Raw genomic sequence first — 7,660 nt, 5'->3', positions numbered from 1 at the left:
TGCCCGGTACGGGTGATAATGTCCGCCACCCGTTGGGCCACCACCGCCGCGGCTTTATCGTCATCCGTCTGCGTGACGAAACCGGCGCGCGGATAGAGATTGCCCCACAGATTGCCGTGTATCTGGCTGCCCAGCTCCCGCTGACCGGGAATAAGAGCTTCAGGATAAAACGATTCCGGCAGCCCGCTGCGCCACGCAACGGTATCCAGGGTGCTGAGAAAATAGGGCATCAGGGGGGTGGCGGCACTGCGACAGGCATAGCCGGGGATCTGCCCGCCAATCAGGGTGGTGGCGGGATGCCCGAGGGCATCCGCGTATTTAAAACGCAGGCGGGTACTGCGCTCCCCGGCCAGCTGAACCGTGTGATTCCCCCCACCGGTCGTCAGCCCGGTCACGGTATTCTCCAGCCCTCCGGATAAAGAGCTGAGTGTGGCCATTTCCGTCCACGGGTTGCCGCCGGGGGCATGGTAGGTGGAAATCACCGCCTGCGGCAGAAAATGCGTCACCTTGACCGAGGTTTTGACCGTGCAGCCCTGCCAGCCACAGAGCAGCCAGTAACACATCCCGCTGACCCGCCACTGAATGCAGCCGGGTGACAGGCTGGCAGCCACAATTTGCGCCGTGTTCAGGGACGCCTGTGCCGCCGGGGCAAACGCGGTGATCAGCGTGATAATCATTGGGAAAGTCAAATGGTGCCGCTTCATGGCCGGTTCTGCTCCCGGAGTGCCATCGCTCTGGCCACATCGGCGGTGCCGTACACCACGGCCCGGTCATCAAACACCACCGCCGGATACTGACGTACCCCCAGCTGCCAGGCACCGACAACATCACGCCAGGCCGTCATCAGTTGCTGCACCTGCTGATGCCACCGGGGTGATTGCAGGATGGCCTGTGCCTGCATGGCCGCCAGTTGCGGGTCGGGAGATAAGTCAGCAAACCGTGTCTGCTGTTGCTGCTCAGCCCCATCCAGCCAGACCACCCGGCTGTCCGGTGTCAGATTCAGCGGCGGGTGCTGACGGTCGGTATACACGACGGTGTCTGCCCCGACTCCCCCTGCCATGCTCCATCCCAGTAAAAGCGCTAACCCCTGTTTTTTCATTCTCTTCATCCCGGTTGTCAAGCCATCAGCCCAGCGTGAAGAAAGCCACGAGAAAAGTCAGCCGGTAACTGATTTTCCGGCCATGAAAATAAACGCCGGTCTTTCCGGACGTCACACCCCGGAGACCGGGAAAATAACAGCCGGGATTAACCGGCTGACAAAATTTGTTATGAACTTAATGAAAAATATGCCGATAAAACCTTCAGCCTGCCCAGCATAATGGGCAAACAGGAGACGGATAAAAAACGGGCAAACCCTCACAAAAACGCCATGCAAATAAGGAAAATGACACCATGTCAATGAAAAAACACCTGACGACGTTGCAGCAGGGACAAGCCCTGCTGGAAAAAGGCCGGCAGGCGACCGGTCTGGCGAAACAGGCGGCGGGACTGCTGGGCGGCACCGGCGCGGCCGGCCTGAAGGAGACAGGGACGCTGACCACCCCCGGCGGGTTTGCCGGCCCGACCGGAAGTGGTCAGGGGCTGGCACAGCAGGCCGCAGCCGGACACAGCGGAGCCGCCAAAGCCCTGCAGAAAGCCGCGCAGCAACTGTTGGGCGGGGATGACCCGAGTGGCCTGCGATTTACCCTGACCGCCGGTGGACTGGCACCGGAAACCTTTGTCGTCACGGATTTCAGCCTGACGGAAAGTTTTTCCCGGCCCTTCAGCCTGAGCGTCGGGCTGGCCAGCGCGGACCCGGCCATTGATTTTCCGGCGGTGCTCGATCGCCCGGCGACCCTCACCATCACGCAGAACGGGGTTGAGCAACGCAGTATCACCGGGATGGTGGCGCATTTTGAACAGGGGAATACCGGGCTGCACCAGACCACCTACCGGATGACCGTCCACCCGGACTTATGGCGTACCACCCTGCGCCGGAATTCGCGCATCTTCCAGCAACAGGACATTGCCACCATCCTCACCACCCTGCTGAAAGAGCACAACATTCGTGACGTGGTCTTCAGCCTGCGTCAGCCGCATCCGGCGCGGGAGTTCTGTGTCCAGTATCAGGAAAGCGATTTTGATTTCCTGCAACGCCTGACGGCGGAAGAGGGGATTTTCTACTTTTTTGAGTGCGGTAACGGGCGCAACACGCTGGTCTTCGCCGACGATGCCGGTTCGGTGCCGCCGGGGATCCGGCTGCCCTACCAGCCGGGCGACGCCAGTACCACCGGGGAACCCGCGATCACCCACCTCACCAACAGCGCCCAGGTGCGTCCGGCACAGGTGCAACTGAAAGATTACACCTTCAAGAACCCGGCATGGCCGGCCGAATTCAGTGAGCAGATGCGGGATGAAAACCTGCAACAGGACTACTACGAGCACTACGACTACCCCGGCCGGTTCAAGGATGAGGCGCACGGGAAAGATTTTACCCGCTACCGGCTGGAAGCCCTGCGCAATGATGCGATCACCGGAGAAGGACACGGTCATGCCATTGCCCTCCAGCCGGGGAAACTGTTCATCCTGAGCAACCACCCGCGCGCTGACCTGAACCAGCCCTGGCAGGTGGTCAGTGCAAATCACAGCGGCAGTCAGCCGGGGGCGCTGGAGACAACCCCCGGCGGCAGCGGTACGACCCTGCACAGCCAGTTCAGTTTTATCCGCCATAACCAGCACTGGCGGCCGGCGCCGCTGCCGAAACCGGTGATTGACGGCCCGCAGATAGCCAAAGTCGTGGGACCGGCCGGCGAAGAAATCTTCTGTGACCAGTACGGGCGGGTGCGTCTGCAATTTCCGTGGGATCGCTACGGCAAATCCGATGACCAGAGTTCCTGCTGGATAAGGGTCACCCAGCCGTGGGCCGGCCAGGGCTGGGGCATGCTCGCCATCCCGCGTATCGGGCAGGAAGTGGTGGTGGATTTTCTGCACGGTGATCCGGATCAGCCCATTATCACCGGCCGCACCTACCATGCCAGCAATATCCCGCCGGGCGGGCTGCCGGGCAGCAAAACCCAGATGGCGTTCCGCTCCAAAACCCACAAGGGTGAGGGCTATAACGAACTGCTGTTCGAGGATGCCAAAGGCAGTGAACGGCTGTCACTGCATGCACAGAAAGACATGGATACCACGGTGCTCAACGACCGCACGACCCGGGTGATGCACGACCATACCGAAAGTGTCGGACACAATCAGGCCATCAGCGTGCGGGCTGACCGGCATAAAGAGGTCATCGGGCTGGAAGTGAGCAGTATCGGCACCCGCCAGGTCACCGTGGAAAAAACCAGCGTTCTCAGTGCCAAAGGGCAGATCACCCTTCAGTCCACCGAAAGCGGGATCACGCTCGGCAACACCAAAGGCAGTATCTCGATTGATGCCGACGGCAATATCCATATTACCGGGAATACCGTCATTGTGAACGGCAAAGAGGTCATCACCCTGAACTGAGTCCGGGCAACCCCGCAACGGACTGAAACCCGCGCCGCCGTTTTTTTGCGGTGAGCTGACTATTGATGATGTAAACGCGTGAAAAGGAAACACCATGAGCACACACCCCTATCAGATGAATGAAGGCACCCTGAACCTCCCGGCCGGCTGGCGTGATGAATCCATGCACGTCTTTGTGCTGCCGGATGACAGCGGGGTCAATCTGGTGATTAACCGTACCCCGGTGCCGGCAGGCACGGACAGCGAGGCCTGGTATGAACAGACCCTGGCGCAGTTTACCACCCACCTGCCGGGGTATCAGGAGCAGCAGCGGCTGCCCATGACACTCAGCGGTGAACCCGCCCGGCGGCTGGATTACCAGTGGCAAAGCCCGGAAGGGGAAATGCACCAGACGGTGGTGCTGCAAATCCGGGGCAGCCGGTTACTGGCCTTTAACCTCACCTCACCACACCCCTTTCATCCCGGGCAACGGGAAGCCTTACTGGCGGTGGTGGACAGTTTTCAGGCGGCATAAGGAGAAGCCGATATGGGATTAGGTGATGAAATTATTACCCGGATTGCCCGGGTCGGGGCCACCCATGCCCGGCCGCCCCTGCCGCCTGCCGGCGGTGCACGGGGACCGGCAGCCGCCCGCCAGGGCGACCCCATCCAGCACAAAAGTTTTCTGGGTGCACTGGCCGGCGCAGTGGCCGGTGCCCTGATTGGTGCCGCGATTTTCGCCGCGGTGGGATTACTGGTGGCCGGTACCGGCGGCCTGGGGGCCACGCTGATTGTGGCGGCCGCCGGCAGCGGGTTAACCTATCTGGCCAGCGATGCCATTGCCGCCGCCAGTTCGGCGGTCTCGAACTTTGTCGACAGTTTCGGCCCGCCGGACGGGGTACTGAGCAGCGGCTCCGGTAACGTCATGATTGAAGGGAAACCGGCCGCCCGCGCCACAGTCGATATCGCCGCCTGCAGCAAACACCCGCCGACGCCCCCTCTGATAGCCCAGGGCAGTGAATCGGTGTTTATCAACGACCAGCCGGCGGCGCGGGTCGGCGATAAACTGGTGTGTGGTGCTGCCATCAAAAGCGGGGCGGGCACGGTCTTTATCGGCTCCGGGCAGGGAACCTATCTGGAGATTGAAGAAGAGTTCTCGGGCTGGCAGCGGGCGTTACTGGTGGCGGTGGAATTTCTGGTGCCCCCGACACGCGGACTCATCAAGGGCGTCGGCAAGCTGATGACCAAAACCGGCCGGCAGGCGGTGCTGGCCGGCGTGAAACTGGGGGCCAAAAAAGCCGGCCATGTTCTGAAAGGCAAAACACTGGTGTGTGCCAAAGCCGCGTTTCAGGCCAACAAAGGCGTCAGGCGTTACACCCAGGCCACCAAAAAATTCTTCTCCGGTGACCCGATAGACGTCACCACCGGCAGCCTGTCTGACCAGCGCACCGAATTTGAACTGGGCCAGACAATCCCCCTGACGTTCACCCGCAGCTGGTCCCCGGGATTACGGGGCCTGCTCGGTGAAAACTGGCTGGACAACTTCTCCGAGACCGTGATTGTCACCGGCGACCGGATAGAAGTCCTGACTCTGGAAGGGGCTTCCCTGTACTTTGCCCTGCCCCGGGATATTGACCACAGTATCAACCCGGAGCACCCGGAATTTACCCTGAGCCGGCAACCCCGGGGCTTCGTACTGACCGAGCGCAATCAGCCGGTCAGAAAATACTTTACCCGGGAGGACACCGCCGCACCTGCCGGTACCCCACGCTGGCAGCTGTCAGCCCTGCGTGACCGCAACGACAACACCATTGCATTTCATTACACCCAACAGAACCAGCTCTACCGGGTGACCCACAGCGACGGTCCTGAGCTGGTTCTGCGGTACCGCGAAGACGGCCTGCTGACCGATATCCGCCGCGGCGATAACGGGCTTCATGAGGTGCTGGTCCGTTATGACTATCACGACAATGGCCGGCTGGCGGAAGCGGACAGCACACAGCAGTTCCACCTGTTCTATGAATACAATGCACAGGGATTGATTAAACGCTGGTCAGACGGTGACCAGACGGCTGTGGACTATGTGTATGATGCGCAAGGACGCTGTATTGAAAGCGTCGGCAGCGGCGGCTATTACCCGGTCCGGCTGACCTATGGACCCGGTATCACCCGCTCTGCCACCCCGCAGGGCCATACCACCACCTGGCATTATAATGCCGAACAGCAGGTCACTCAGGTTGAAACACCGTGCGGCCATGTCACCCGGTATGAATACGATGACTGGGGCAACCTGCAACGGCAGATCCTGCCGGAAGGTCAGGTACTGCAACTGGACTATCTGGCGGATACGGGGCTGGTCACCGCCTTCACCGATGCCGGCGGGGCGGTGTGGCAGTATCACTACGATGAGGATGACCGCCTGACCAGCATGACCGACCCGCTGGGACAGGTCTGGTGGCAGCAATACGATGATAAAGGGCAGGCCGAGTGCTTTATTGCCCCGGACGGCAGCAAAACCACCCTGACCCGCAATGCGTTCGGGCTGGTGACGAAAGCCGAAGATGGGGAAGGCAACCAGCGCAGCTGGGAATACGATGACCATCAGCGGCTGACCCGGCTGTTTGATGAGGAGAACCGCAGCCTGCGGCTGGGTTACGACAGCCATGACCGCTTGCAGCGGTTGTCATCGGGCGGCGGTGCCTTGTGGCTGTGGGAATATGACCGCCATCACCGGATTGCTTTAAGCGACCGCCCCAACAACAGTCTGGAGCGCTTCCGCCATGACCGGCACGGTAACCTGACCCGGTGGACTGATGCCCGGGGGGTGGACTGGCAGATTGAATACGGGCCGTTTGACCTGCCGGTCGGCCGGATAGATGGTGAGGGCCACCGCTGGCAGTACCGTTATGACCCTGACAGCCTGCAACTGCTTGAAGTGATTAACCCGCAGGGGGAAAGCTACCGCTATCAGCTGGATGCGGACGGGCGGGTCATCACCGAGACCGATTACGCCAGCACGCAGTGGCATTATACCTATGACGGCAATGGCAACTGCACAGAAAAACGGGATGCACTGAATAACGTTACCCGCTATGACTACGATGCCGCCGGGCAGATGACCGCCATGCACACGCCGGAAGGTACCACTACTTACGCTTACGATATGCTGGGGCGTCTGCTGGCGGTGACGGCTCCGGAAGCTGAACCGCTGACCTTTGCATACGACGATAACGGTCGTCTGGTGAAAGAAGTGCAGCCGTATGGCGAAATCCAGCGTGAGTATCCCGATAACGCCACGGCAGAACGTACCCTTCACACGCCCGATGGTCGGTGCTGGCAAGCGGGCACACAGGCCAATAAGGTGGGTGAGCTGAGTCTGCTTAATATCAGTGGTGAGCATCAGCTTACGCTTGAGCGGGATGACGACGGGCACGAATGGCACCGCCAGTCAGACAAGGGGTTTATCCTGCGTCAGGCACATGCCCTGATGGGGCAACTGACGGCGCAGCGAGCCGGCCGCAACACCGAGTTTTTTGCTGCTCATGAAGTGGCGGATATTCCCCAGCCGACCCTGGCGGGGCTGGATCGGGAATACCGTTACGATGCAGCACTGAATCTGGTGGCGGCCAATGATGAACGGCAATGGTTGCGCTATGTCGTCAACGGCAACGGTCAGGTCACGTCGGTCAGTGACCGCGACCAGCTGCGGGAGCATTATCAGTACGATGCCTGCGGCTATCCCGCCCGCCGTTTCGACGGTCGCCACGAGATTGACAACGAACGACTCTACCAGAAAGGCCACCGGCTGCGGCAGGCGGGTCAACATCTGTTTGAATACGATGATGCAGGGAGAATGACCGCCATGCAGCTGTGGCAGGAAGGTCATCGTCCCCAGCTCACGAAGTTCCGCTGGAACAGCCAGAACCAGCTGACCGGTATTCTGACCCCGGGGGGCCAGCAGTGGGATTATCGCTACGATGCCTTCGGGCGGCGCACGGAGAAACGCTGTGACCAGACCGGCATGCGCACCACCTATCTGTGGGACGGGGATGTACCGGCGGAAATCCGCGAATACCGCCACCACCGGCTGTACAGTATCCGCCATCTGGTGTTTGACGGCTGGCAGTTACTGGCGCAGCAAATCCAGTTCTTCACCCCCGACCCGGCCAACCGCAGTGAACTGCTGGCGGGGGAA

Annotated in this window: 5 protein-coding genes; 3 read left to right on the top strand and 2 right to left on the bottom strand. The window is 60.8% G+C overall.

The window, feature by feature from the left end; genetic code table 11:
- On the bottom strand, window positions 1-704 hold a 704-nt coding region (locus Xinn_RS19370), incomplete at its 3' end, for a TIGR03756 family integrating conjugative element protein (protein ID WP_099137764.1).
- Window positions 701-1,099 carry a TIGR03757 family integrating conjugative element protein gene (locus Xinn_RS19365; protein WP_086956844.1) on the bottom strand — a complete coding sequence of 133 codons (399 nt, stop codon included), beginning with the start codon at window positions 1,097-1,099 and terminating at the stop codon, window positions 701-703. The genes Xinn_RS19365 and Xinn_RS19370, both read right to left, overlap by 4 nt.
- A gap of 293 nt (window positions 1,100-1,392) precedes the next feature.
- Here Xinn_RS19365 and Xinn_RS19355 point away from each other — a divergent pair, with 293 nt between their 5' ends.
- The 3 genes from Xinn_RS19355 to Xinn_RS19345 all read left to right on the top strand — a co-directional run.
- Window positions 1,393-3,486 (top strand): type VI secretion system Vgr family protein, encoded by a 2,094-nt coding sequence (locus tag Xinn_RS19355; protein ID WP_099137762.1) that lies wholly within the window; start codon window positions 1,393-1,395, stop codon window positions 3,484-3,486.
- Window positions 3,487-3,580: 94 nt separating this feature from the next.
- Window positions 3,581-4,000 (top strand): DUF1795 domain-containing protein, encoded by a 420-nt coding sequence (locus tag Xinn_RS19350; protein ID WP_099137761.1) that lies wholly within the window; start codon window positions 3,581-3,583, stop codon window positions 3,998-4,000.
- Window positions 4,001-4,012: 12 nt separating this feature from the next.
- Window positions 4,013-7,660: PAAR domain-containing protein (locus Xinn_RS19345; RefSeq protein ID WP_099137760.1), on the top strand; the 3,648-nt coding region annotated here is incomplete at its 3' end.

Source organism: Xenorhabdus innexi (assembly GCF_002632485.1).
In the GTDB taxonomy this organism is placed as follows: domain Bacteria; phylum Pseudomonadota; class Gammaproteobacteria; order Enterobacterales; family Enterobacteriaceae; genus Xenorhabdus; species Xenorhabdus innexi.
This window is presented reverse-complemented; position numbering and strand designations above follow the sequence as displayed.

Coding starts and splice junctions, on each gene's coding strand:
- Xinn_RS19355 (WP_099137762.1), top strand. CDS start 1,393: ATGTCAATGAAAAAACACCTGACGACGTTGCAGCAGGGACAAGCCCTG.
- Xinn_RS19350 (WP_099137761.1), top strand. CDS start 3,581: ATGAGCACACACCCCTATCAGATGAATGAAGGCACCCTGAACCTCCCG.
- Xinn_RS19365 (WP_086956844.1), bottom strand. CDS start 1,099: ATGAAAAAACAGGGGTTAGCGCTTTTACTGGGATGGAGCATGGCAGGG.